This is a genomic window from Sphingobacterium sp. UBA7631 (assembly GCF_002483935.1).
Taxonomy (GTDB): domain Bacteria; phylum Bacteroidota; class Bacteroidia; order Sphingobacteriales; family Sphingobacteriaceae; genus Sphingobacterium; species Sphingobacterium multivorum.
The window spans coordinates 183,082-209,425 of record NZ_DLIX01000010.1; the positions used below are offsets into that span (position 1 = coordinate 183,082).

At 39.5% G+C, this 26,344-nt stretch carries 23 protein-coding genes; 14 read left to right on the forward strand and 9 right to left on the reverse strand.

The window, feature by feature from the left end; genetic code table 11:
- The first annotated feature begins 125 nt into the window (after positions 1 to 125).
- The 3 genes from topA to cmk are packed head-to-tail and all read left to right on the forward strand — an operon-like array spanning position 126 to position 3,636.
- Complete coding sequence (gene topA / locus B3P16_RS17135) at positions 126 to 2,525, forward strand: type I DNA topoisomerase (RefSeq protein ID WP_286752059.1); 2,400 nt, start codon at positions 126 to 128, stop codon at positions 2,523 to 2,525.
- Between the two features lie 2 nt (positions 2,526 to 2,527).
- Entirely contained in the window at positions 2,528 to 2,941 is a 414-nt protein-coding gene (locus B3P16_RS17140; RefSeq protein WP_046672862.1) for a hypothetical protein, read from the forward strand.
- Positions 2,941 to 3,636, forward strand: a complete 696-nt coding sequence (gene cmk, locus B3P16_RS17145) for a (d)CMP kinase (protein WP_046672861.1) — start codon at positions 2,941 to 2,943, stop codon at positions 3,634 to 3,636. The genes B3P16_RS17140 and cmk overlap by 1 nt, the downstream gene beginning before the upstream one ends.
- Positions 3,637 to 3,688: 52 nt before the next feature.
- On the opposite strand, the gene B3P16_RS17150 is transcribed toward cmk, so the two are convergent.
- The 4 genes from B3P16_RS17150 to B3P16_RS17165 form a co-directional block, all read right to left on the reverse strand.
- Positions 3,689 to 3,982 carry a hypothetical protein gene (locus tag B3P16_RS17150; RefSeq protein WP_046672860.1) on the reverse strand — a complete coding sequence of 98 codons (294 nt, stop codon included), beginning with the start codon at positions 3,980 to 3,982 and terminating at the stop codon, positions 3,689 to 3,691.
- Positions 3,983 to 4,145: 163 nt separating this feature from the next.
- Complete coding sequence (locus B3P16_RS17155; protein ID WP_070561095.1) at positions 4,146 to 5,345, reverse strand: pyridoxal phosphate-dependent aminotransferase; 1,200 nt, start codon at positions 5,343 to 5,345, stop codon at positions 4,146 to 4,148.
- A 97-nt stretch (positions 5,346 to 5,442) separates the two neighbouring features.
- On the reverse strand, positions 5,443 to 5,817 hold the full coding sequence (locus B3P16_RS17160) for a DUF1573 domain-containing protein (RefSeq protein ID WP_046672858.1): 375 nt from the start codon (positions 5,815 to 5,817) through the stop codon (positions 5,443 to 5,445).
- A gap of 98 nt (positions 5,818 to 5,915) precedes the next feature.
- Positions 5,916 to 6,881, reverse strand: coding sequence for a KpsF/GutQ family sugar-phosphate isomerase (locus tag B3P16_RS17165; protein ID WP_286843671.1), 966 nt, complete (start codon positions 6,879 to 6,881; stop codon positions 5,916 to 5,918).
- A 101-nt stretch (positions 6,882 to 6,982) separates the two neighbouring features.
- Between B3P16_RS17165 and recQ the strand changes: the two genes are divergently transcribed.
- The 3 genes from recQ (at position 6,983) to B3P16_RS17180 (ending at position 11,181) form a co-directional block, all read left to right on the forward strand.
- Positions 6,983 to 9,172: a DNA helicase RecQ gene (gene recQ, locus B3P16_RS17170; protein ID WP_286843672.1), complete on the forward strand. Its 2,190-nt coding sequence runs from the start codon at positions 6,983 to 6,985 to the stop codon at positions 9,170 to 9,172.
- 14 nt (positions 9,173 to 9,186) lie between these two features.
- Positions 9,187 to 10,002 (forward strand): 3-deoxy-8-phosphooctulonate synthase, encoded by an 816-nt coding sequence (gene kdsA, locus B3P16_RS17175; protein WP_070561091.1) that lies wholly within the window; start codon positions 9,187 to 9,189, stop codon positions 10,000 to 10,002.
- A gap of 84 nt (positions 10,003 to 10,086) precedes the next feature.
- The gene (locus tag B3P16_RS17180; RefSeq protein WP_286843674.1) at positions 10,087 to 11,181 is read left to right on the forward strand and encodes an SGNH/GDSL hydrolase family protein; all 1,095 of its coding nucleotides are present in this window, start codon (positions 10,087 to 10,089) and stop codon (positions 11,179 to 11,181) included.
- 140 nt (positions 11,182 to 11,321) lie between these two features.
- On the opposite strand, the gene B3P16_RS17185 is transcribed toward B3P16_RS17180, so the two are convergent.
- Positions 11,322 to 12,620, reverse strand: a complete 1,299-nt coding sequence (locus B3P16_RS17185) for a DEAD/DEAH box helicase (RefSeq protein WP_286843676.1) — start codon at positions 12,618 to 12,620, stop codon at positions 11,322 to 11,324.
- Between the two features lie 53 nt (positions 12,621 to 12,673).
- Positions 12,674 to 13,003, reverse strand: a complete 330-nt coding sequence (locus B3P16_RS17190; RefSeq protein ID WP_112376384.1) for a DMT family transporter — start codon at positions 13,001 to 13,003, stop codon at positions 12,674 to 12,676.
- Positions 13,004 to 13,253: 250 nt separating this feature from the next.
- Between B3P16_RS17190 and B3P16_RS17195 the strand changes: the two genes are divergently transcribed.
- The 6 genes from B3P16_RS17195 (at position 13,254) to B3P16_RS17220 (ending at position 20,649) form a co-directional block, all read left to right on the forward strand.
- On the forward strand, positions 13,254 to 15,404 hold the full coding sequence (locus B3P16_RS17195) for a sensor histidine kinase (RefSeq protein ID WP_286843677.1): 2,151 nt from the start codon (positions 13,254 to 13,256) through the stop codon (positions 15,402 to 15,404).
- Between the two features lie 12 nt (positions 15,405 to 15,416).
- On the forward strand, positions 15,417 to 16,049 hold the full coding sequence (locus B3P16_RS17200; RefSeq protein ID WP_070561086.1) for a response regulator: 633 nt from the start codon (positions 15,417 to 15,419) through the stop codon (positions 16,047 to 16,049).
- Positions 16,050 to 16,361: 312 nt separating this feature from the next.
- Complete coding sequence (locus tag B3P16_RS17205; protein WP_286843679.1) at positions 16,362 to 17,642, forward strand: hypothetical protein; 1,281 nt, start codon at positions 16,362 to 16,364, stop codon at positions 17,640 to 17,642.
- A 65-nt stretch (positions 17,643 to 17,707) separates the two neighbouring features.
- Positions 17,708 to 18,712, forward strand: coding sequence for a YihY/virulence factor BrkB family protein (locus B3P16_RS17210; protein ID WP_070561084.1), 1,005 nt, complete (start codon positions 17,708 to 17,710; stop codon positions 18,710 to 18,712).
- Between the two features lie 67 nt (positions 18,713 to 18,779).
- Entirely contained in the window at positions 18,780 to 19,319 is a 540-nt protein-coding gene (locus tag B3P16_RS17215) for a helix-turn-helix domain-containing protein (protein ID WP_070561083.1), read from the forward strand.
- Between the two features lie 106 nt (positions 19,320 to 19,425).
- Entirely contained in the window at positions 19,426 to 20,649 is a 1,224-nt protein-coding gene (locus tag B3P16_RS17220) for a retropepsin-like aspartic protease (protein WP_286843681.1), read from the forward strand.
- A 65-nt stretch (positions 20,650 to 20,714) separates the two neighbouring features.
- Here the strand turns inward: B3P16_RS17220 and B3P16_RS17225 are convergent, their stop codons facing one another.
- Together B3P16_RS17225 and B3P16_RS17230 are read right to left on the reverse strand one after the other, a co-directional pair.
- Positions 20,715 to 21,872 carry a Gfo/Idh/MocA family protein gene (locus B3P16_RS17225; RefSeq protein ID WP_286843682.1) on the reverse strand — a complete coding sequence of 386 codons (1,158 nt, stop codon included), beginning with the start codon at positions 21,870 to 21,872 and terminating at the stop codon, positions 20,715 to 20,717.
- 34 nt (positions 21,873 to 21,906) lie between these two features.
- Complete coding sequence (locus B3P16_RS17230; protein ID WP_286843684.1) at positions 21,907 to 22,959, reverse strand: sugar phosphate isomerase/epimerase family protein; 1,053 nt, start codon at positions 22,957 to 22,959, stop codon at positions 21,907 to 21,909.
- A gap of 349 nt (positions 22,960 to 23,308) precedes the next feature.
- Between B3P16_RS17230 and B3P16_RS17235 the strand changes: the two genes are divergently transcribed.
- A complete protein-coding gene (locus B3P16_RS17235; protein WP_286843685.1) occupies positions 23,309 to 24,997 on the forward strand; it encodes a GMC oxidoreductase in 1,689 nt (562 codons plus the stop codon).
- A gap of 21 nt (positions 24,998 to 25,018) precedes the next feature.
- The gene (locus B3P16_RS17240; protein ID WP_286843686.1) at positions 25,019 to 25,588 is read left to right on the forward strand and encodes a gluconate 2-dehydrogenase subunit 3 family protein; all 570 of its coding nucleotides are present in this window, start codon (positions 25,019 to 25,021) and stop codon (positions 25,586 to 25,588) included.
- Between the two features lie 37 nt (positions 25,589 to 25,625).
- Here the strand turns inward: B3P16_RS17240 and B3P16_RS17245 are convergent, their stop codons facing one another.
- Entirely contained in the window at positions 25,626 to 26,162 is a 537-nt protein-coding gene (locus B3P16_RS17245) for a hypothetical protein (RefSeq protein ID WP_139144872.1), read from the reverse strand.
- Positions 26,163 to 26,344: the final 182 nt, after the last annotated feature.

Below are 26,344 nucleotides of genomic sequence, written 5' to 3' on the forward strand. Positions count from 1 at the left end.
CTGCTTCTTGATTGTAGGATAAATTTCTTAATTGTCGACATGAAATCTATTTTTTTTGTCTTTTTTGTAAGAAATTATTGTCATTCCTTTCAGAATTCCCTTTATTTGCACAAATCTCAAATTAGATGGCGAAAAATTTATTGATAGTTGAGTCTCCGGCGAAAGCGAAAACGATAGAAGGGTATTTAGGAAAGGATTTTTTGGTCAAGTCAAGTTATGGACATATTCGCGACTTGGTGAAAACCGATGATGCAATTGATACCGAAAAGAATTTTGAACAAAAGTATGAAGTTCCATCCGACAAAAAGGCGGTTGTAAGTGAACTGAAGAAATTGGCTAAAGCTGCAGAAACCGTTTGGTTAGCGTCCGATGAGGACCGCGAAGGAGAGGCTATTTCATGGCATTTATTTGAGACTTTGGGATTAAAAGATGAAAGCACAAAAAGAATTGTGTTTCATGAGATTACAAAGCCAGCTATTTTGAAGGCTATTGACAACCCGCGTAAAATAGATTATAACCTCGTAAATGCACAACAAGCGCGAAGGGTGTTAGATCGATTAGTCGGATTTGAATTGTCTCCGGTTCTATGGAAAAAGGTGAAACCTTCTTTATCTGCCGGACGCGTGCAGTCAGTTGCGGTTCGTCTGATTGTAGATCGTGAGCGTGAAATCAATAAATTTGAACCCGAAGCGGCTTTTAAGATCGTTGCTTTTTTTCATACGGGAAAAGTTAAGGATAGTTTTAAAGCCGAGCTTCCGCAGCGTTTTGCGACAGAGGCAGAGGCGACCAAATTTTTGGAGGATTGTAAAGCAGCGCTTTTTTCTGTAAAAAATCTCGAAACAAAACCTGCGAAGCGTTCACCAGCAGCGCCATTTACAACATCAACATTACAGCAGGAAGCTAGCCGGAAACTTGGATTTTCGGTTGCCCGCACCATGCAGGTGGCTCAAAGGCTGTATGAATCAGGACGAATTACCTATATGCGTACCGATTCTGTTAATTTGAGTGATACGGCGATTGAGGCTGCTGAAAAGGAAATCAAATCGGCTTATGGTAACCAGTACCATAAAGTCAGAAAATATAAAACAAAGACATCGGGTGCACAAGAGGCGCACGAAGCTATTCGTCCTACTTATTTCTCTGAGCACACCATCGATGGCGATGCATCCGAAAAAAGATTATACGAGCTTATTTGGAAAAGAGCAATTGCTTCTCAAATGAGTGAAGCGGAGTTTGAACGTACATTGGCAAAAATCGACATATCAACTCGTACTGAAGATTTGAATGCTTCAGGAGAGGTGATGAAATTTGATGGATTCTTGAAAGTTTACATGGAATCCTTGGATGACGATCAAGACAACGCGATGGACGAAGATAGTGACAATGCTATTCTTCCACCATTAGCTGTTGGTATGCCATTAACGTTGAAAAACATGTCGGCGACGGAGCGTTTTACACGACCTCCAGCACGTTATACGGAAGCTGCTTTGGTGAAAAAATTAGAGGAATTGGGAATTGGCCGTCCTTCAACCTACGCCCCTACGATTTCAACGATTCAAAACCGCGGGTATGTCATAAAGGAAGAGCGTGAAGGTAAATCGCGCGATTACCGTGTACTGACATTAAAGGATGCCGAATTAACAGCGGTAACAAAAACCGAAATCACTGGTGCCGAAAAAGGAAAAATGTTTCCAACAGATATCGGTGTTGTCGTGAATGACTTTTTGGTTGAACACTTCAACGGTATTGTGGATTTTCATTTTACGGCCAACGTAGAAAAAGAATTTGATGATATTGCGCATGGACTGACCGAATGGACAAAAATGCTGCATGATTTCTATGGGCCTTTTCATTCTGAGGTAGAAGATACTTTAGTCAATGCAGATCGTGCGAATAATGAGCGTGAGCTCGGTGTCGATCCGGTTTCCGGTAAGCCTGTTTCGGTTCGCATTGGTAAGTTCGGCCCATTGGTACAGATTGGTTCTCCTGACGATGAAGAGAAACCTCGTTTTGCTTCCTTGAGAAAGGGACAGATGATCGAAACCATTACTTTTGAGGATGCCATGGAATTGTTCAAATTACCGAAAAAAGTTGGTTTATTTGAAGATAAGGAAATGACGGTTGCTGTTGGGCGATTTGGACCTTATATCCGTCACAATTCGGCGTTTTACTCACTACCAAAAGGTGTTGACCCATTGGATGTGACAGAAGAAGAGGCGATACAGATTATCAAAGACAAACGTCAGAAAGATATCGAAAAAGTGATTCGGGTTTTTGATGAAAATCCGGATGCTCAGATTGAACAGGGACGCTGGGGGCCATTTATTCGTTTTGGCAAGCAGAATCTGAAGATTCCTAAGGGAACGGAAATTGAAAAAATTACCTATGAAGATGTGTTAAAATGGGCTGAGGCGGATGCGCCAAAAGGAAAAGCAACTAAAACAAAAACAACAGAAAAGAAAACTGTAGCAAAAAAGACTACCGCTAAGAAGGCTCCAGCTAAAAAAACTACAAAGTCTAAATAAGGATGAAAGCAGATTTGCCTGAAAATATTGTCAAAGACATTATGATCGCCGTTGTTTTGGAAGGTGAGACGGTGGAGACAAAAAACTGGACTGTCTATGTTATCAACGACAAAAACATTGCTATTCAGAACGTGCTGATTAGCTCAAAAGGTTATGGCGAAAAGGATGGCCGACAAGTAACAACAACGACTTTGCGTCATTTTATTGGTAATATAGAAGCTAAATCTTTCGATCGTGTTGAAGCGATTGATGAACAGGTATTCGGGCTTACAAATGAATATTGGTTGAGTTTTTATATTGATAACATTATTTACGATAAAAAATATATCTTTTTACCTGAAAGCATTGTGGATGGTAACCTGACTAAGGTTCCTTTGGTCAATCGCCCAGGTGTAATCATAGGAGGAAACGAATAATGAGTGGACGTCACAATTTTATTATTGCCATAGATGGTTTTTCATCCTGCGGTAAGAGTACACTGGCAAAAGCTTTGGCAAAAAAACTGAAGTTTGCCTTTATTGATAGTGGAGCCATGTATAGGGCCGTCACACTCTATTTTATCCGGCATAAAATAGCGCTGGATGATCAAGAAGCGATCGAAAGCGCACTAAAAGATATCCATATTGATTTTATCCCAAATGCAATAAAGACGGAGATCCATCTAAATGATGAGGATATTTCGGAAGAGATCCGTCAGATGTATATTTCTGATAAAGTCAGTGATGTGAGTGCAATTAAAGCTGTCCGGGTTGCTATGGTTGCCCAGCAGCAAAAATTGGGTAGTAGACGAAATATTATTATGGATGGCCGTGATATCGGTACTACTGTTTTTCCAGATGCTGATCTGAAGATTTTTATGACAGCAGATCCTAAAGTACGTGCTGCGCGACGTTATCTGGAGTTGACGGAAAAAGGGGAGGATGTGACGCTGGAAGAAGTCGTGGAAAATCTTGCAACCCGTGACCGTATCGACAGTACCCGTGCGGAGAGTCCATTACGACAAGCGGAAGATGCGATTGTTTTGGATAATTCTAATTTGACACCAGAACAACAGCTCCATTTTGTTGAAGAAGAGTATTTAAAAGCTAAGGCTGCAAAAGCCCAATCATAAAACACAAAGAAGGCCGATTATTTAATCGGCCTTCTTTGTGTTTGCAATATCATTATTTTATACTGTTAATTTGTTGTTGTTCCAGTAATTTTCCAATATTGTTTTTTTCTCCAAACTCTGCTGTCTCATCTTGAAAAGATTCTAGAAGAGCTTTAATAGCATCTGAATTATCTGCTGTACGCTGATAGATATCGGGAATTGTTTTTTCGATATTTTTATCGCCGAGTTCAATGTTATCAACCTCGATTTTGCCTATTTTTTCCAACACAGCTTGTTGGCTATTTCTGACATCTTCTAATTCTCTTGCTATTTTTTCCATTAATTGGAATTTCTTCAATTTATCCATATGAAATCGCTTTTGTTACTATTATAAGAACAAGATGCTTCAAAACTTTGTTTTGTTTTTTTTTAATAAAGGGTAATAGAATAGGGGGTATGATAAGCAACGATGGAAAAGAAAAAGGCGGAACACGCATGTCCCGCCTTTCATAAGTGCTGTTATTTTATTGCTAATTTGTGCGTCCCGGATACACTTGGAGTGCTTTCTCCAGGCAAACTAAAGCGCTTTTAAGATCATCCTGATTCAGTACATAGGCCAGGCGAACTTCATTTACTCCAGCACCCTCCGTACTATAAAAGCCCGTAGCTGGAGCCATCATAACTGTTTCGTTATTGTAAGAGAACTCTTCCAACATCCATTGACAGAATTTATCTGCATTGTCAATGGGTAATTTGGCGACGACGTAAAATGCGCCACCCGGGTTAGGAGAGTAAACTCCTTCAATGGCATTGAGTCCTTTTACGAGGGTATCTCTTCTTGCTGTATATTCTTTGGATACCGCCTCGAAGTAACTGTCTGGTGTATCAACAGCAGCTTCACCCGCTATTTGTCCTTCTAAGGATGGACTTAAGCGCGCTTGTGCAAATTTCAGTGCTGTCTGATATAGTTCTTTATTTTTGGTAATGATACAGCCAATACGCGCACCACAAGCGGAGTAACGTTTTGATACTGTATCAAAAATAACGACATTATTTTCGAGACCTTCTAAATGCATTGGTGAGATAAACGCTCTGCCATCGTAACAAAACTCACGATAGGCCTCATCTGAGAAAAGGTAAAGATCATATTTTAGACAAAGTTCACGAAGAGCTTCGAGTTCTTCTCTGGAATAAAGATAACCCGTAGGGTTATTTGGGTTACAGATGCAGATTGCTTTGGTTTTAGCGGTAATTACCTTTTCAAATTCGGCTATAGAAGGTAATGCAAATCCACTTTCAATATAGGACATGATTGGTTTGATTACCACATCGGAGGAACAAGCAAAACCATTGTAATTCGCATAAAATGGCTCTGGAATGATGATCTCTTCTCCTTCATTCAAACAGGCTTGCATAGCGATCATAATCGCTTCCGAACCACCATTTGTTACTAATATATCTGTCGGCTCGATATTATAATTTAGCTTATTATAATATTCTGCTAACTTGTTTCGGTAAGAGGCTGTACCTTCAGAAGGTGTGTAGGCCCACACTTTGAACTGTATATTTTTCAACGCATTAAGCATCACTTCAGGTGTTTGGATATCAGGTTGTCCGATATTGAGGTGATATATCTTTTTACCTTCTTTTTTTGCTTGATCAGCATATGGCGTCAACTTTCTAATAGGCGACGCAGGCATATTCAGCCCTTTTTCTGATATTACTGGCATTATAGTTTTTTTAAAATTAGTAGTGCAAAGCTAACCAAAATAAAACGAAAAAAGCCACATCATCATGTGGCTTTTTTCGTTTTATCTACGGGAATTGTTATTCTACAATACCCTTAATGTATAGCGTTTTTACAGGAGTCTTAGTATTGGACTGCACCGTGAAGCTCTTTGTGAAGGGCGCTTTTGCTGCGGCATTGTAAGTCACTTTAATCGTACCACTGTCGCCTGGTTTAATTGGCGTTTTCGTAAATTCCGCTACAGAACATCCGCAGGTTGGTACAACATTGGAAATGATAATTGGCTCACTGCCTGTGTTTGAAAACTTAAAATTATACGAAACGGGTGTACCGGCCGGAATTTTGCCAAAATCATGTGTCTCTTTTTCGAATTTAAATTCCCCTTGTCCTGTTTGCATCGAAGAAAAACCAATAAAGGAAATGATCACTGCTAAGATTGTTATATACTTTTTCATGCTTCTAAAATATTACTTTACGATTAAAATAGTACAACTGATATGCCAAATTTAATATTTATTCCCGATTTATTGTAGATCTAACAACTTTATTACAGTTATATTATGCCTTCTTTCAATAGGTCCTGTATGTGGATGACACCCGCGTAATTCCCTTTGTCGGAAACTAATAGTTGCGTAATGTTATTTTCACGCATAATATGGAGCGCATTGGCGGCCAATTCATTTTTATCGATAATTTTCGGAGATTTTCCCATGATATCGGCGGCAGTAATTGTCGCTAAATCCGTGTGTTTCTCCAGCATACGACGGATATCACCATCTGTAATGATACCGAGTATATGGTTATCATCCAACACGGCGACAGCGCCCAGTCTAAACTGTGTTATGGTGATGATAATATCACTTACAGTAGCTTGTTGTTTGACACTGGGTTTGCCGTTCTGATCGGATAGATCGCCGACTCTTAAGTAGAGTTTTTTGCCTAATGCTCCCCCTGGATGGTATTTTGCAAAATCTTGATCCGTAAAATCGCGGCACTCTTGTAATACGACGGCAAGGGCATCACCCATTGCTAACTGAGCAGTTGTACTTGAAGTTGGTGCAAGGTTGTTAGGACAAGCTTCTTTCTCAACAGTAGTATTTAAAATATAGTCTGCATTTTTAGCGAGGTAGGAATCTGTATTTCCAACCAAAGCAACCAACGTATTCTTTGTCTGTTTTAAAAAGGGAACAAGTACTTTAATCTCAGGTGTATTTCCACTTTTGGAGATGGCAATAATTAAATCATTTTGTTGGATGATACCAAGATCTCCATGAATGGCATCAGCTGCATGCATAAAGATCGATGGTGTGCCTGTCGAATTTAGTGTTGCAACTATTTTTTGAGCGATAATAGCACTTTTACCAATCCCGGTTACAATAACTCGGCCCTGCAGATTAAGAATACGATCGACAACGGTAACAAAATCATCATCAATATATTGAGCTAAAGCAGCTACTGCCTTGGCTTCTTCTTGAATAGCTTGAATAGCTATATTTTTTATTTCGTAGTTGTTTTTCACAAAAAATACTCTTACTTTTATGTATTAGAATAGATTGCAAAAATAGATTATTTTTCAAGATTATTTCTTCATTTATCTATCTTATTTTTGCCCAAGGCGCAATGGAAATAGAAAAATCAGTTTTCGACAATTTACAAGATTTTTTTGGTTTTGATACTTTTAAGGGGGATCAAGAGGCAATTATAACCAGTATTCTTCAACGGAGAGACACGTTTGTAATTATGCCGACCGGAGGGGGGAAATCAATTTGCTATCAACTTCCTGCACTCATGAGTGAGGGGACTGCAATTGTTATTTCGCCGTTGATTGCTTTAATGAAAAACCAAGTAGATCAGCTTCGTGCATTCGGTGGCGAAGATAGTATCGCTCATTTTTTAAATTCGTCATTGAATAAGAGCGAAATTACGAAGGTTAAGGATGATGTAATCGCCGGGAAGACCAAATTGCTGTATGTCGCTCCAGAATCTCTGGCGAAGCAAGATAATTTGGAATTCTTACACCAAATCACCGTGTCGTTTGTGGCGGTTGACGAAGCACACTGTATTTCCGAATGGGGACACGATTTTAGACCAGAATATCGTAAAATACGCCAGGTCATTAATGAAATAGGGGCTGATATTCCCATTATTGCGCTTACTGCGACAGCAACGCCTAAAGTTCAGTCCGACATTCGTAAAAATTTGCAGATGACTGATGCTGTTTTATTTAAGTCTTCATTTAATCGTAGCAATTTATATTACGAGGTAAGACCTAAAAAGGATGTCGTAAAAGAAATTGTTCGTTTTATCAAAACCAAATCGGGTAAGACGGGCATTGTGTATTGTTTGAGCCGTAAAAAGGTAGAAGAAATCAGTGAGGTATTGAACCTAAATGGCATCAAAGCTTTACCTTACCACGCGGGTTTAGACGCCAAAACAAGAGCTGATACACAGGATAAATTTTTGATGGAGGACGTCGAAGTAATTGTGGCTACAATTGCTTTTGGTATGGGAATAGACAAACCTGATGTTCGCTACGTGATTCACCATGATATTCCTAAATCCATGGAGGGATACTATCAGGAAACTGGACGTGCGGGACGTGATGGGGGCGATGGTTATTGCTTGGCTTTTTATTCGGAAAAAGATGTCGAAAAGCTGACCAAGTTCATGAAAGATAAACCTGTGGCCGAACGTGAGATTGGTACACAGATTTTAAAAGAAGTTATTGATTATTCGGAGTCTGCAGTATGTCGTCGTAAACAGATCCTTCATTATTTTGGAGAAAATTTTGACGAGCAGGGCTGTAATAATATGTGCGATAACTGCCGTTCGGAAAAAGAATATTTTGAGGCCGAAGATGCATTAAAAGATGTATTGGGCTTTATTCAGGAGCAGGGTGAAAAATTTGATGATCACCACGTGATGAATGTTATGATCGGTCAGAATAACCAACCTGTATCCGCTTATAAACATGACGAACATCGTCTTTTCGGAAAGGGCAAAGATAAAGGTGTTATCTATTGGAAATCCTTGCTGAGGCAGGCTGTGCTTGATAACTTTATCGAAAAAGATATTGATCATTATGGCCTTTTAAAATTGACAGCTATTGGCCGCCATTATTTGGATAATCCTTATCAGCTAAAATTTGTGCTGAACCGTCCAATTGAAGGGGGAGATACCGCAAATTCGGAAGATACTGGCCACGGCACAGGAGCCTTAGATACCGTCTTGTTGGGTATGCTTAAAGATTTACGTAAGAAAATTGCAAAGGGCAAGTCCCTGCCGCCGTTTGTTATCTTTCAAGATCCTTCGCTGGAGGAAATGTGTACACATTATCCAATTGCCATCGATGAATTAAAACAGATTCAGGGAGTAGGGAATGGGAAAGCGATTAAATTTGGCGCACCGTTTATTGCCTTGATTAAAGACTACGTTGAGGAAAACGAAATCGACAGACCTGTAGATCTTGTCATTAAAAGTACAGCTAATAAATCGGCATTAAAGGTATCTATTATTCAAAATATTGATCGTAAAATTGCCTTGGATGATATTGCCTCAGCTAAGGGGATAACTTATGAAGAAATATTGAAAGAAATTGAGACGATCGTAAACGCAGGAACGAAAATCAATATCAATTACTTTATTGATGAGGTCATAGATGAGGATCGTCAAGATGAGGTATATGACTATTTTAAGACAGCAGAGACTGATTCAATTAATGATGCGCTTAAAGAATTAGGTGGAGATGATTATAGCTATGAGGATCTCCAATTGATGCGAATCAAATTTTTATCAGAACTCGGCAATTAATTTTTTATAATTATATGATTAACAAATACATTCCCGAAATCAAGAATGGGACATCGCAGAATTTCTTTTTAATGGCGGGGCCATGTGCAATTGAAGGAGAAGAAATCGCTTTGCGTATTGCTGAAAAGATTGTTACAATTACAGATAAACTAAATATTCCGTACATTTTCAAGGGATCCTACCGCAAGGCCAATAGATCGCGCCTAGATTCATTTATGGGAATAGGTGATGAGAAAGCGTTGAAGATTTTAGAGAAAGTTGGGAAAACTTTTGGTGTACCGACGGTGACGGATATCCATGAGAGCCATGAGGCGGAAATGGCAGCCGCATACGTTGACGTTCTTCAAATTCCAGCATTTTTGTGCAGACAGACTGATTTATTAGTTGCAGCAGCAAAAACGAACAAGGTGGTCAATGTAAAGAAAGGTCAGTTTTTGAGTGCTGGATCTATGAAATTTGCAGTGGATAAGATCGTGGAATCTGGAAATGAGAAGGTTTTTTTAACTGATCGCGGTAATACGTTCGGCTATCAGGATCTCATTGTAGATTATCGCGGGATTCCCGAAATGCGTTCTTTTAACGTGCCCACGATAATGGACTGTACACATTCCTTACAACAACCGAATCAAACTTCTGGCGTAACAGGAGGGAAACCAGCATTAATTGAAACAATAGCCAAAGCTGCAATAGCGGTGGGAGCCGACGGCCTGTTTATAGAAACACATCCTGATCCGGCAAATGCGAAGTCTGATGGCGCCAATATGTTACATTTGGATTTACTTGAAGGCTTGATGGAAAAACTGGTCCGAGTTAGACAAGCTATTTTATAGTATAATAAATAAATCGCAATAGAAAGGAGCCAATAGGCTCCTTTTTTATAATCAATTACACCAAACTTAAAGCTAAATTATTGTATGTTCTCAAAAGTTGCATTGACAGCGTTTTTGTTGTTGTCTTTTTCTGCCATCAAAGCGCAGGAGAGTTATAGTTGGTTTTCTCCACTAGAAGATAAGCATGTGGAAGGTAGGCTGGAGAATCAGAAGCTTTCGGCCTTCAATAGACTTCCGGATGAACTGGAAAGCCAGGTACGTAAACCCGTATGGGAACTGGGGAAGAATAGTGCGGGATTCTATATTGACTTTCAAACTACTTCACCTGAGATTACGGTTCAATACCAAGTGGCTGGCGGTTTAAATATGCCCCATATGCCAACAACAGGTGTCAGTGGGCTTGATCTTTATGCTTATGATACTGTAAACAAGGAATGGAAATGGGCTTATGGCAATTATGATTTTTCGGATACCATTTCTTATACATGGAAGAATATAGGGCGCAATGGAAAATTTAATTACCGCTTATATCTTCCGCTATACAATACGGTTAAGTGGTTAAAGATTGGTGTGCCAAATACCGCTAAACTAACGTATACCCATACCACAGCAGCCAAACCTATTGTTGTGTATGGGACCTCGATTGGACAGGGGGCCTGTACCAGTCGCCCAGGCTTAGCTTGGACCAACCAAGTGGGACGTGCGTTTGACCATGAAATGATCAACTTATGCTTTTCTGGTAACGGACGATTGGAACAACCGATTTTGAATGTGATGAATAGTGTAGATGCTGCCTGTTATGTGTTGGATTGTATTCCTAATCTTGCTATTTCAAAGTCGCTAACAGAAAAGCAATTGGATTCACTGTTGGTCAATGCGGTGACATTTTTAAGAAAAGAACATCCGACGACACCCATTATTTTGACACAGCATAGTTCGGGGAGCATAGCCGAAGTCTTTAATGAAGATAAAAATGCGGAATACCAGCAAAGTAGCCGTGTGCTGAAGGCGACTTTTGAAAAATTACAATCAAAAGGAATCCGTCAGCTTTTCTTATTGTCGAGTCAAGACCTTAATCTGGATCTGAATTCGACCGTTGACTACGCTCATCCAAATGATCAAGGTATGGAAAGAATCGCAAATGCGTATATTAAATTGTTGAAGAAAATTCTCAAGTAAACTACAGTCAACGAGGACTTCACCATAGCAGTATTTCGAATTTACCTCATCGAAGGGAAATTGTGTATGAAAGGGATTTGTTGATAAAATGATAACAGTATGCTGTTATTTAAAAAAGGGAAGTTTAAAACTTCCCTTTTTTATTTCTTTTTCATTTTCATGGTCATTTTTGCCTTTTCGCCACCGCCATAATTAAAAGTCTTGGCATTGCTTTCTTTCTTTTGGTGGAATGCGCCACCTCGGGAAAGATCTTCTTTATCTTCCTCCTTGCTCGACTTTTTCTTTTTGTCGGTGATGGGATTATAGATTACAAGATCCTCAGGCAGTTCCAAAACATCCATTCTTTTACCGACAGCCTGTTCTATTTTTTTAACCATGGGTAATTCCAGATCTGTTGTGAAAGTCAACACGACTGATTCTTCATTTTCGTCATTTTTAACAAGATGATTTAAGAATTCCTCCTTTTCATTTGGTAACTCAAATTGAAAAATGAATGAAACAGCGGAAAGGTCTACATCGTTCGTATTTTCCCGTGCAATTATTAGGACACGAGATTGACTATTTTCCTTGAAATCTTCCATCGTCTCATAGCCAAAATCATCATAGAACAATGGATTGAGGATAGCAATTTCTTCTTTATTGCTACTGAACAAACTGCTGGCCAACTTTTGGGCAGTAAGCTTCGAATTTACAAAGACGACTACTTTTTGAAATACTTCTTTATCCTGCAACAGAAGATTTAATAAATTGATCTTTGTTGTGAAATTAGGAACATGATATAATAATAGATCTAGGGTGTCGACAGTGTCATTCTCAAGTTCATCTATTTCGACCGAGGCACAATTTTCATTCATGAAATTGTCGATCATGTCATAAAGTTTTTGGTGTTCAACAGTACTGAAAACTAAATGTTGTACTTTTCCGCAGCTTTCGGCTAATTCCCTTACCGTATTTTGCATTCCTTGTTTGATAATCTCTTCAGCATCATCGATAATCAGTGTCTGAATACGGTTGAGATTCAAAGCCAATTTAAGATAGATAGCTCTTGCACGATTTGGGGTAGCTACAACAATGTCTTTTCCATCAACCAGTTCTTCGATTTCTTCTTCCATGCTGCCTGAAGCCCGCAATCCAATGATGCGAAGATCTTTATTTTTGCTTAATTGATAGAATCTCTCAACAATTTCGTCGATACGTTCTTCATTAGGCGCCAAGATCAAAAACTTCGGAGCTTCATCTGTTGTGAATTTCAACTTCATCAAGGTAGATAAGACATAAGTTGTGGTTTTGCCTGCACCTTCTGGAGCGATGGCAATCACATCCTGTCCACCAAGAATTCTGGAAATGCATCTACTTTGAATTTCCTTTGGAGCAAGATAACCGAGTTCGGTCATCGTAGCATTCAATCTTTTGCTAAGTTTTAGTTTCTCTAACGACACGTATCCTTTTATTTATGTAAGTTACAAAAATACAAATTTTGATCTTAGATCAACTAATGTGCGCCCATTTTTGAAAACAGATTGATAATAATGACGCCAACAACAATCAAGACCATACCGATAATGGCTGCTGTATCGGGAATCTGTTTAAATAAGAACATACCAATAAGCGTAATGGCTACAATACCAACGCCAGACCAAATTGCGTAGGATATTCCGACGGGCAGGTATTTAAGTGTGATACTTAAAAAATAGAAGGCAATAATATAGCCTACAATACAGAGAATGGTAGGCTTTATAAGGGTAAAACCCGCAGACTTCTTGAGGAAAGTGGTTGCAAATATCTCTGCGGCTATAGCAAGAAAAAGATAGATGTACTTCATTGTTACAAAGATACAATTTTTTGCTCAGCAAGGTTCGGTTAATTAGGTCAATAACAGGGGGAAGTTAATTTATTTTCGAGACAACGAATTGCGTATAAGAGCAATTTTATCTATGTTTGGCCAATTCACATAGCTAGACGCTAGATTTGATTTTATGGGGCATGTTCGAACTTTTTGGAAATCTGTACTAATATTCTTTGTTTTATTGTGCTTTTGCGATGCTATTGTTGCGCAAGAACAGCTGCAAGATTTGCAGAAGTCGTATTACAGTCTTCCTTTAGGAAGTAAAGAACGGTTTGTGTTAACGGGTAAATATGCACAAGCCCTATATTTTAGTAATGAAAAAGCGCTGGCCAGTCAATTGCTTAATGATAATATTCAGTTGGCCAGAAATTATCCTGACAAGCAATATTATGCCTATTTGAATTGTATTGCTGCCATGAACAGTTTTAATGATCATGCATTTGAAAAATCACGCTATTATTTAGAACATGCTAAATCTGTACTCCCCATAGTTAACGATAATGGAATAAAGGGGTATGTGCATTATTGTGATGGATGGGTTATGACACGACAGAATAAAGAGGATGAGGCTGTTTCCCAATTCCATAAAGCAATTTCATTTTTAGAGAAGGCGCCACCGACTGAGGCAAATATCGCCCGAAATTTGGCCGTTTATAAGGAGCTTACAGCGATCTATGCAAACCAACGCAATTATGATTTTCAAGAAAAGTACACCACGCTTCTGCTGGAAACGGCGAAGGAAGGAAAGAATGTCAATAGCCTATTTGACGCTTACATGCAGGCTGGTTACCTATTTGAAGAGGAGTATAGATCCAATAATGCAGACCAAAATCTATTAAGGAAAGCTGAACAACACTATCTTGAGGCTTATAATTTGGTAGAAAAGAACGAGAAACATCTTGTTAATCCAACAGATTTAGCTTACGTTTCTGTTAATTTAGCGAATCTGTACCATGAGTTTTATCCAGAAAATGGTGGTAAAAAAGCAATATCATATGCGAAACAGGCCTTAGATATTGCTGCTGAAACGGGACAATATGCCATTACAATACCTGCTTACGGTATCCTCGCTGATGAATCTTTCAAAGTCGGACATCGAGAGGAAGGAAAAAAATATCTGCAGCAGGCACTGCACAATCTTCAAAGAGAGCCCCATTATGATTACCAAGTCGGGTTAAGCCTGTTTAGCAGACTGGCTGAAGTAAGTGTTGAAGAGGGTAAATATGAGGAAGCTTTCAATTATCAAAAAAGTTACATAGATGTATTTGAAAAAGCATTTAATTCGGATAAACTGGATAAGACGAAGCAACTTGAGCTAAAGTATGAGCGTGAATTGCAAAACCAAAAGTTAATGCGGCTTCGATTGGAAGGCGAGAAAAAGGAACAGCAGATCAAGCTGATGAAAGTCTTGAACGATAGACAACGTCAACTGGTGGAGAATTTGAAATTAAATGAACTCAATCGAACACAACAGCTCAAGGTACTCCAACTTGAACGGGATAAAAAGGAACAGGATTTGCAATTAAGCCAACTGGAAAATGAACAGCGCTTGCAAGAACTTGACGTGTCAAAAAAGCAAATTGCCTTTAAATCACGAATGAATTCAATTTATATTTGGTTGTTCGTCAGTTGTTTGGTTGTGATTGTTTTGCTGTTTTATGCGTATTGGCAACGTTCAAAGGCCTTGAAACAGAAGGTTCATTTGCATGAGCTGGAGATGGAAAAGAATAATCAACAACATGCCATTAAAAACCTGACTGCAATGTTGGCGGGGGAAGAGAAAGAGCGTACCCGTCTTGCTCGCGACCTGCATGATGGATTAGGAGGTTTGCTGTCAAGTACCAAATTGGGATTATCAGCCATAAATAAAAATGTATTGGAGCAGGAATCCATGAAAGAAGGAATCGATCGAAGTATTGATTTGCTGGACGGGGCTGTAGATGAACTTCGCCGGCTTGCACATAATCTTATGCCAGATTTAATTGTAAAATATGGTTTGAAAGAAACTTTAAGAGACTATGCAAACCGAATGAGTCAATCGACATGTCAAGTAGAATGTGAATTTTTACAATTTGAATCAACCTTAAGCACGGAACAGGAAATTTCTTTGTACAGAATTATTCAAGAATTGGTGAATAACGCGTTGAAACATGCTAATGCGGCCAACATTTTAATACAGCTTTCTTCACATAATAAACGTTTACATATTACTATTGAAGATGATGGCAAGGGTTTTGATATGGAAAGTGTCGATTTGCAGCACTCTGCGGGAATGCATAATGTGCGGTCAAGACTTTCGTTTCTACACGGGGAAATGAAGGTTATGTCGGAGAATGGAGCGGGTACAACCATAGAATTGGAATTACCTATGATTTAACTTTTTGGAAAAATGATAAAAATAGCGATTACAGACGATCACCCTTTGCTACTTGAGGGATTGAAAAACATTATAAATGCGCATGAAGATTTTGAAGTTGTGGGCATGTATTCCAGCGCGACTGAACTGTTCCATCGTATTCCTGCTGATATGCCATTGGTATTGCTGCTCGATATCAATCTGCCGGATGCTAACGGTATCGATTTGGTTAAAGGTCTAAAGGAAAGCAATAAGGATTTGAAAATTATTGCGTTTAGTGTACATAATGAATTTGCAGTGATTAACAGCATTTTAAATGAGGGTGCCAATGCCTATCTACAGAAAAATGCAAATGGTGATGAAATAATTGCTGCCATTTCCGCTGTTCTTGTCGGCAAAAGGTATCTCTGTGAGAAAACGCAGGCGATCCTGAACAAGAAGGTGGAAATGGGGCTTAAGCAGGTGCCAAAATTGACACGTCGCGAGAAAGAGGTGCTTACTTTCGTGGCGCAAGGAATGACAACAAATCAAATTGCCGATTCATTGTTTATCAGTTCACATACGGTAGAGAGCCATCGCAAAAATCTAATGGAAAAATTTCAAACCAAAAGTGTTACTGCGGCAGTAAAATCGGCTATAGAATACGGATTAATTCGGGAAGCCTAATTAGACTCCCCAATTCCCTGATTTCAGGGATGAAAAGATCCCCAGGCATTTGATACTTTTGCTATTATTGATTTTAAAATAGAAGGTATCAAGTGCATTGCTGAAACCTAGTTTTTACGCTCTTTTCAGAGAAGGTATTGTTTCAGCCTTTGATTCATTGATCTATTTTAAATCGAATAGGTTTCAGAACAAAATTTCAAATCTAGGATTTTCTTAAGGAGCTCAATACTGCGGAATCTAATTTCTTAGTTGAGGGGTCTGTCAGATAGTTCTTTACGAGATAAACTACCAAAAATTACTGATTCAATTGTTATGATTAAAAAAATAATGCTTTGGACGATAGCTGTCCTCGTACTGTTGGCGATTGTCGCCTGGGGCGGATATATACTACGACAGCAAGAATCCTATAAATCATTGGTCCATAAAAAAAGTAAGGCCTTGTTGACCATATCATTGGATGATATCCTGCTGAATCAGTTTTTTAATAAATGGCAGTCAGCGCCGAAAGAGGGACAGGATTTTGGCAAAAAACTAAGTAAACTCAAAGATAATGGTATTGATATAAAAGCGAATGTATTTCTTTTTGCTTTGGAACCGCATCCAAAAAACTTTTATTCTTTTTTTCAGCTAAAAAATAAACAACAATTTTTGACCTTTCTAAAGGATGTATTACAGGTTGGTGCGGTGGAAAGTAATCTCGCCCCTGATGTGAGCTATGCCTATCATCAACCGAGTAAAATCGCCTTTATCTGGAAAGGGGATGATCTGCTGCTAGGTCTAGGCTTTGATCTTGATACAAAGAAGGAAGAAATGCTTCAGCTAATTCAATCAAAAGAGGACCGGGTTACCATAGAACAATTTATCAACCGTCCAAGCACGTTGACCGGAAAATCACTGCGTTATAGCAATATTTCAACAGATAATTTTATCGAACTTGATTTGAAAGGAGACCATGTCGAAGTATCCGGCGAATTTTTCTCAACAGATTGGAATTTTCCAAAGGAATATCTTGTGAGAGAACTCGCTTCCGCAAAATACATTGGTAAAGCTTGGATCAATATACCCAATAGTCAATTTAAAAATCAGCTAAAACAACTACTTAGTGAACTCCCTTTAGCCGCCGATTCTATTATAACACATTTGGATGGAAATTACGTCGATATTGAAATTTTGAAAAATAAGGTCATTCAAACAGATACCATTATAAATTATGCGGTTGATGAAAATTTTGAAACGATCGAAGAGAAAACACCGTACGAAACGAAAGTTCCGGATGTAAGAATAGCCATGCGTGGAGATAGCGACATGAGTAGATTCCTCCCCAATAAATTATTTTATCACTGGTTTCAAAAACAAGATAAGGGATTTAGTTTGCTGTCCACATCAAAGGATATTGATAAACTTAACGTAGCTTACAATAAGACGGTTGAACTATCCCATGTGGCAGTTCATTTGGCGGATTGGCCAAATGAGGCTAAAATATCACCGATTCTATTATTGAAAACGATCGCGTCAGACATTACGCTGAGCCTTAAAGTTGCAGACCACAATCGCTTGGTTCTCCAGGGAACCATAGGAGACTACTCGCATTAAAACGCGTTAACGACAAACATTCTTAGCTTCTCAATGGTTTGTTTTGGAGTACAAAGTACAAGAACATGGATAAACGAACTAAAAGTAGAAGTAAGGTGAAAACCTATTGGCGAATTTTAAAGAGTACGGTGGCTGGATTTTTGAATGAGGATTCGATGAAATATAGTGCTTCATTATCTTATTATACTGTTTTCTCTATTGGTCCTATATTGGTTTTAATGATTGCCTTAGCTGGAATTTTTTATGGTGAGGATGCGATTGAAGGGAAAGTATTCCTGGAACTCCGCGGTTTGGTGGGAAGCAATGCTGCAAAACAGATTCAAGAAGTTATTCAGAATTTGCAGCTTTCGGGAAAATCAAACCTGGCGTTGCTTATCAGTAGCATTACATTGGTTTTAGGAGCAACGACGGTTTTTGGGGATATACAGAATTCGATTAACAAAATTTGGCACGTAAGGGCAAAGCCGAAAAAAGGCTGGTTAAAATTGATTCAGGATAGATTGTTATCTTCGTCTTTGGTGATTGGATTGGGCTTTTTATTAGTCGTTACACTCATCGTAAATGGTGTAATATTGGCGTTGACAGATCAGCTACAGCATTATTTCCCGGACGTGACCGTAATGTTAATGGATGGGATTAACTTTGCATTGTCTTTTGGAATTATATTCTTGTTATTTAGTGTCATATTTAAAGCACTTCCGGATGTAAATATTCACTGGCGGACCGTACGGGCGGGTGCCTTATTTACGTCAATTTTATTTGTATTGGGACGTTATTTAATTGGAGTCTATCTGGAGCATTCTGCAACCCAAGATACCTATGGTGCGGCAGGTTCATTTGTGTTGATCTTACTTTGGGTCTACTACACAGCAGCTATTTTATATTTTGGTGCGATCTATACAAGGGAGTACGCCACTGTCATGGGCATCCCTATTGAACCCTCGCAATATGCCGTGCATGTTGAAACGCAGGAAATTGAGCGTAATGTAACCGAAATACCTCCGGCCCCGTTAACACAAGAGGAGCAGACGATTACCGAAGAGGATACTACGATCCCCAAGAAAGCATAAACATTAGATTTACTGAATTCTTACCACCAAATTCTGTAAATTTGATGGTAAGATCGATCTATTGTTTATGAACAAATTACAATCATTACGTGAGAAACTCAATTTAACACAAGAGGAACTAGCGCAAAAATCAAATATTTCAGTAAGAACAATTCAGCGGATTGAAGCGGGGCAGTCGCCAAAGGGTTACACCCTTCGCGCACTTGCACAGGCATTGAATGTGGAGGAATCGGAGTTTTCTGCGTATGATATACCTCTTGAGTCAGAAAACTTGAGATGGATCAAGATTATCAACCTGTCTTCCTTACCCTTTTCTATATTGCCACCATTAAATATTTTGGTACCTGTCGCAATTATGCTCTTCAAAAAACAGCATTCATATAAAGTTCGCCAGTTAATCTCAATTCAAATCGTATCGACTTTAATTGCTGTTTTACTGATGCTTATTATTTTTATACTGAACGATTGGGTAGGTATTAAAAGCAATGTGAAATTGCTTATTCCGTTATGTTGGATACTTATGAATATAATCATTATACTGCGAAATGCGATTGGATTAAATAAAGCTGGGCATGCACGTATTTTGCCCGATATAAGTATATTATAGGTGCTTTTATACAATTGTCGGCTAGCTGTCGGGACATTGTCGGGCTGTAAAAGGGTATTCTTCGTCTGGTATTTTTTTTCTTTGATCTTCAAAAAAATGCAAAATTATGAAAACAGACAATCAAAAGAAGAAACGCCATATTGCCTTGGCTACCTTTGCTATTATTCTTTCTTTTTTTACGATGACGAACGTCTTTCCGCAAGCTAAGATTCCTTTGATCAAAGCTTCATCTGAGAAAGCCGGTATTACAGATGGCGCCTATTGCCATGTTGACTGGAAATTAGATCCCAAGGCAGATCCCGACGTCTATTTCGTAAATATTCCAACAAAAGAAAGTACAGTTGTTTTTAAAACAGATCAGGAGGAATTGACTGTGATGACTAAACCCGGGTCGATGTATGATTTCATAGTACTATTGAATGGAACGGATTCTTGTCACGTTCGTATAAGCGCTCAATTACCGCCGGATCTACCCACAATGGATAATAGTAATTTATTTCCGATGCGGATACCGTTTCGTCTTATTGGCTCACGGATTTTCCTGAACGGTACAATTAACAAAAAAGACGTTACAATACAGTTTGATTTAGGAGCTGGAACTGGCGTTGTTAATAGAAATAACGCAAAGCAGCTGGATTTATCATTTTCATCGTTTACGACAGTTGCGAATACCGACGGGCTTAATAACGAGCGGACAAGTCTGGGCAATGAATTGCATATTGGGCCGATTGTTTGGAAAAACGTGTCAGTGACTGAGGTCGGTAATATGAAGCCTTTTGAAGATCTTATTATTGGCAACAGTTTCTTTCGAAATCACATTATTGAAATCGATTATGATAAAATGGAATTGGTAATTCATCGCGATCTCCCCACTAAAGCAAAGAAGTATACAAAGCTTCCAGTATACTATGAGCAAAACAGACCCAAGTTTAAAGCTGCTTTTAGACATAACCAACAAGACTACGATTTTTGGTTCCTTTTTGATACAGGTCGTGATGGTACGATGCTGTTAGGGGAAGATTTTACCGGTATAGATCATAATTGGACCGATCTAACGCCGCTTACCATGATCAGTAACCGTAAGATTATCCGTTTGGATGCTTCAATAGCTGGTGTGGAGTTTAAAGATATTGTGACGAATGCCGCTGATCCGGCCAAGCCCAATGGCAGACCAAGCCTGTTCGGAAATCAGATTCTGAACCATTTTAATGTCATTTTGGATAATCAGGAAGGATTTCTTTATCTGAAAACAAACAGCAGGATCAAGGAACCTTATTCAAACTATGAGGGCTATTTGAAACAGATGTCTCAGTCAATGCAGAAAAATTAAAGTGAGCAGCCAATGCCGTTTGTTCAGGGAGCAAATGACATTGGCTACTTATGGTAAGTATGTATCTAACGAATAAAATCGGTCCATTTCTGTTCGGATTTTCCCGAGGCAATTACAGTTTCTAGAAACTTCATGCCACGCAGACCATCAGCTACAGTTGGAAAATCAGTATCTTCTTCTCGCGGCTCTATACCTTGCATTGATGCCAATAGTGTGGCTGCAAAATTTCTATAAATATTGGCAAATGCTTCGATATATCCTTCGGGGTGACCGGCCGGTAGACGAATGTTATGTTTGGCGATTGGTGAAAGGTACTGCTGACCTGCACGAAATAGCTGGATTGGCGCATCGAGCTGTTTAAAGATGAGTGTATTTGCATCCTGCTGGTTCCATTCCAATCCCCCAAGTTCACCATATACACTAATTTTTAACGCATTTTCTTCTCCTGCAGCAACTTGTGATGCCGATAGTACGCCGGTGGCTCCATTCTCAAATCCAAGTAATATGTTGCCGTCATCTTCAAGTTTTCTTCCGGTCACAAATGTTTGAAGATCGGCACACATTTTAGTGATTTTTAAACCGGAGATATATTCCGCTAGGTGGGCAGCATGTGTCCCAATATCGCCCATACAACCACTTTTTCCGCTCTTTTCCGGATCTGTCCGCCAGAAGGCCAGAGAAGGACTATTTTCGATCATCTTACTTAGCCATCCCTGCGGATACTCGACCATAATTTTTCTAATCGAACCTAATTGGCCCTCTTTGACAAGATGACGGGCTTGTTTCACCATCGGATAGGCAGAGTAGGTGTATGTGACACAGAGTATTAGTCCAGTTTCCGCTACTTTTTGTTGGAGCAATTCGGCCTGTTCTGTTGTCAGAGTCATCGGCTTTTCAAGCACGACATGGAAGCCATGTTCCAGCGCCATCATTGCTGGTTCGAAATGAGCAAAATTGGGCGTGACGATACTCACAAAGTTCATGCGATCATCCGCCGGACGTTTACTTTCCTCGACAATCATTTCCCGATAACTTCCATAGCTCCTTTCCTCTGGAAGTCCTAAAAGCGCAGCGGATTCTTTTGCGACAAGTGGATCAGCACTCAGTGCTCCGCAACATAATTCAATCAGACCGTCAATTCCAGCAGCAATGCGATGTACAGCCCCTATAAATGCATTTTTTCCACCGCCGATCATGCCCATTTTTAGTTTTGTATTGCGCATAAAGTTGATTTTTTAATGAGGATATCTTTCGTATTTACAAACCCAATAGGTTGCGGTTAAGGCTATCATTGGTTTCGACGGCAGCAAAATTATCGAACGCCTTATCAGTAACACGGATAATATAGTCTTTAATATGTAGCGCACCTTCCCGTGCACCATCTTCAGCATTTTTGAATGCACATTCCCATTCCAGTACTGCCCAGCCTTGATAATCATATTGTGTGAGTTTGGTAAATATGGATTTGAAATCCACTTGTCCATCACCAATTGATCTAAAACGACCTGCTCTTGACTGCCAGCTTTGGAAGCCACCATAGACGCCCTGACGACCAGAAGGATTGAATTCAGCATCTTTAACATGGAACATTTTAATTCGTTTATGGTAAATGTCGATGAATTGAAGATAGTCAAGACATTGAAGGACAAAATGGGAGGGATCATAGAGAATGTTTGCCCGCTTGTGATAATTTACATTTTCGAGGAATAAGTCAAAAGTAGCACCGTCATGGAGATCTTCTCCAGGGTGTAATTCATAGCATAGGTCGACATCATACAGGTCACATTCATCAAGAATGGGTAACCATAATTTTGCAAGCTCAGCAAAACCTGTTTCGATCAACTTCGCGGGTCTTTGTGGCCAAGGGTATATAAATGGCCATAGAAAGGCTCCACTAAAGGTCGCCAGCGCTTTAAGCCCGAGATTGTGGGAAGCTCGTACGGCATATTTTAATTGCTGGATCGCCCACTGTTGTCGTGCTTGAGGATTACCATGTAAATGCTGTGGTGCAAATGCATCAAATAGATCATCGAAACTTGGATTTACAGCCACTAATTGCCCTTGGAGATGGGTTGAGAGTTCGGTAATTTCCAATCCGAAAGACTGTACTTTCGCTTTTAGATCAATTGCATAGCTTTTATCGAGCGCTGCTTTTTCTAGATCGATAAAACGGGCATCCAAGGTGGGCAGTTGTATACCCTTATAGCCAAGTGCTGCAGCCCACTGGCAGATAGAGTCCAAGGAGTTAAATGGCGCTTCATCACCGATAAACTGCGCGAGGAAGATGGCAGGGCCTATAATTGTTGTCATATGTATTGCGTTTAGAAAAAGACTACGTTATGTACAAAACAGACCCATATTCCAATACGTTTAAAGAAATGGCTGCGTCTGTCGTTTATACTATTATAATTTGGTTATCCAAGCTACCTGCTTGTTTAATACAATATTACAAAAATTTGCAACCGGTTGCAATAAAATCAAAAAAAAACCTTAAACTTGTCTAGACGATCCATTCTTACGCTTTCCAAATGATATAAGAATGTCTCGTCTAAACAAGTAAAGCTATCAGGCACCAGTGTGGCGCTTGATTGTGGAGAAGACTTGATTTGAGCGGGAAATTTCCCCTCGAGTAATAACCCAATAAACCAATTATAAATAAATGGCAAATAATGTTTATGATGCAATTGTCATCGGGTCTGGGATCACAGGTGGCTGGGCAGCCAAGGAGCTAACAGAGCGTGGACTTAAAACCATAATGTTAGAAAGAGGACGCAATATTGAGCATATCAAAGATTACCCATCACCCAATAAAGATCCATGGGATTTTCCGCATCGGGGCCGGGTGCCATTGGATCGCGCCCAGCACTACCTACCTTTTGGAATTAAAAATCAATGGATGAATGAAGGGAACATCGACTTTTGGACTAATGAGACAGAGAGTCCGTATAAGGAGATAAAACCCTTTAATTGGTTCCGGGGTTATCACGTTGGCGGGCGTTCGCTTATGTGGGGACGGCAGAGTTATCGTTGGTCGGATGTTGATTTTGAAGCAAATAGCAGAGACGGACATGGCATTGACTGGCCCGTACGTTATAAAGAAATAGCACCTTGGTATAGTCACGTTGAAAAATTTGCCGGCATTTCGGGTAATAGAGACGGTATAGCGGTGTTGCCTGATGGTGAATTTATGCCACCCATGGACATGAATATCGTGGAAAAAGACCTTGCCGCACGCTTAAAATCGCATTATCAGGGAAAACGACATTTTATAATTGGCCGGGTAGCCAACATAACAGTGCCCCACCATGGCCGTGTTAATTGCCAATACCAAAATAAATGTTGGTTGGGTTGCAATTTCGGCGCTTACTTTAGCACACAATCTGCAACATTGCCTGCAGCAGTGAAGACAGGGAACCTTACCTTACGGCCATTTTCAATTGTAAAGAGTATTATTTACGATCGTGATACCCAGAAAGCTAAAGGAGTAGAAATTGTTGATGCGGAGACGAATCAAACCTATGAGTATTTTGCTAAAATCGTCTTTGTATGTGCTTCAACGTTAAATTCCACCTGGGTATTAATGAATTCCGCTACCAATGTATGGGAGGGTGGGCTTGGAAGCAGTAGTGGTGAACTGGGACATAACCTAATGGATCACATGTTAAATAGTGGGGCTGGGGGAAGAGTAGAGGGATTTGAGGATAAATATATTTTTGGACGACGGGCCAATGGATTATATGTGCCCCGATTTGCCAATATTGCCGGCGATACCAAGAGGAGAGATTACGTCCGTGGTTTTGGCTATCAGGGTGGGGCTTCGAGGGGACAATGGTCGGGTAAGGTCGATAATAAGAGCGTGGGCGGCGCTTGGAAAGATGCTATCGCCGAGCCGGGCAGCTGGGGAGTGGGTTTCAGCGCGTTTGGTGAAATACTCCCATATCACGAAAATAAAGTCCTATTGGATTCATCGGTAAAAGATAAATGGGGACTTCCCGTATTGGCAATAGACGCTGAGATTAAGGATAACGAGCGGAAAATAAGGGTTGATGCAAGCAATGAAATGAAGGAAATGTTAGAATCTATCGGTGTCAAAGACGTAACAACCTACGATAACGGGTTTAGTATGGGACAGGGAATTCATGAAATGGGAACAGCACGAATGGGAAATGATCCGAAAACCTCGGTATTAAACAAATTTAACCAAGTATGGGATGCTAAAAATGTTTTTGTGACAGATGGGGCCTTTATGACTTCTTCTTCCTGTGTGAATCCATCGCTTACCTATATGGCATTTACAGCTAGGGCAGTAGATTTTGCTGTAAATGAATTAAAAAAAGGGAATCTTTAATTATTTTATGATGTAATAGTTATGAATAGACGAGAAGCAATACAACGTGTAGCCATGCTCATGGGCGGAACAGTTATTGGTGCTTCATTATTTTTGGAAGGATGCCAAAGGTCTGCTTCGAAAGATATAGAAATGCTCTTTGATTCAAAATCAATCGATTTTTTGGGTGATCTCGCTGAGGCCATTCTTCCTAAAACCACTACACCGGGGGCGAAGGAAGCTGGTGTAGGTTCTGAGATTCCCATTCTGGTGCGAGACTGCTATAAACCTGAAGAACAGCAGGTCTTTCTGGCTGGAACAGCCGGAATTGACGAACGTGCCAAGAAAGAATTTGGACGCAATTTTCAGCAACTCGAAAAGAAAGACCAAACGGCCTTTGTCGATATTTTGGACAAGGAAGCGCAGGATTATGACGAAAAGAAATCCGCTAACGATCTACCTCATTTTTTCACACTGTTTAAACAGCTTACTCTCCTTACATTTTTTAGCTCAAAATTGGGAGCCACGGAAGTATTCCGTTATGTGAAAATCCCAGGGAAATATGATGGCGATTTCCCTTATCAAAAGGGTGACCATGCCTGGGCAACCTAGCTAAAAATCGTATAAATTTAATATTGACCCCTTGTCCTTAATTGGCAGCGGGGTCAATTAAAGAGGTTGTCAAGCCTATGAACTTTAACAAATTTTTGCTATCGAAAAGTAGAGTGGTAAAATGTGTCCCTGTTTTCATCGTCAGTCTGGTACCGCCCGGAAACGAGCTTCCCGCATCAAGTTTTTGCTTTTTGACATGGTGTTGGCTGAATTTTGAAAGAGCCTCTTTGACTGTTGTTTTATTGATCGCCAGATCAAAAGGTAATCCTTCGACAATCAAAAACTTGTCTTCTGGTATATCAAAAAATAGTTCATTGACGGATTTATCAGCCCCATAATTGCTATAAAGTTCTAAACCGGATTTTGTGATCCATTTTGCATACTTTTCTTCGTTGGCATCTTCATAGAATTCTGTTTTCACATTCAATGTAGCAGCAATTTTATCCACTGTCTGTGGAAATACAAATTCACTGTTTTTATTTAACAATGATTTTAAGTCGGCTTTATTCTGCGCGAAAGTCGTTGCCGCAAAAAGGAAAAGACCTATATTTAATGTTAGTGCTTTTATCTTCATCGTATCTTTGTTATATCTTTGGCAATTGTTTTTATCCGTAAGATTAAAATTAATCAAATACATAAAAAAATACAATAGTTCTTTATACTTGTTTTATTAATCAGTACTGGAATGATGGTAATGTTGTTGTAGTTGTTGGACCTATCTATCGCGCTGAAATTAGTTGATCAAATATCGTTATG